The organism is Escherichia sp. HH41S (genome assembly GCF_009820115.1).
In the GTDB taxonomy this organism is placed as follows: Bacteria; Pseudomonadota; Gammaproteobacteria; order Enterobacterales; family Enterobacteriaceae; genus Escherichia; species Escherichia coli_F.
In genome coordinates this window covers 1-453 of sequence record NZ_VNXE01000002.1, presented here as the reverse complement: position 1 = coordinate 453, position 453 = coordinate 1, and the positions used below count along the sequence as shown (strand labels likewise).

Genomic DNA, 453 nt, shown 5'->3' with positions numbered 1-453 from the left:
ATACGCCAGCGCACCGGTCGCCACCGCCAGCGAGGTGGCCCCCACCATCGGCAGGGTGATCGCACCGGCAAGCCCCCGGAACATGGGGATCATCCCGCCGAAGGAGTCCTTCACCTGACCCCCCTGTTGCAGCAGGATCAGCCACGGACTTTGCCCGCCTGCAAGCTGCGTGGCCACGTCAGTGAACTGCGCAGGCAGCATACGCATGGCGGCTTTATACTGCCCGACGGAAATTCCCGCTTTCTGTGCAGCCAGCGCCTGCCGGTTCATCGACTGTTCAACGACTGCCGCTGTTTTTTTCGCATCACTTTCCGTACCGGAAAAATGACGCCTGACTCTGGCCATCTGCTCGTCAAATCTGGCCGCATCCAGACTCAAATCAACGACCAGATCGCCTACCGGTTCAGCCATACCGGACTCCTCCTGCGATCCCTTCTGATACTGTCATCAGCA

At 60.3% G+C, this 453-nt stretch carries 1 protein-coding gene; it reads right to left on the bottom strand.

Annotated elements, in window-relative coordinates:
- Window positions 1-411, bottom strand: a 411-nt coding sequence (locus FQZ95_RS00005; protein WP_137564074.1) for a phage tail length tape measure family protein, incomplete at its 3' end; no start/stop codon positions are given.
- Between the last annotated feature and the right edge of the window lie 42 nt (window positions 412-453).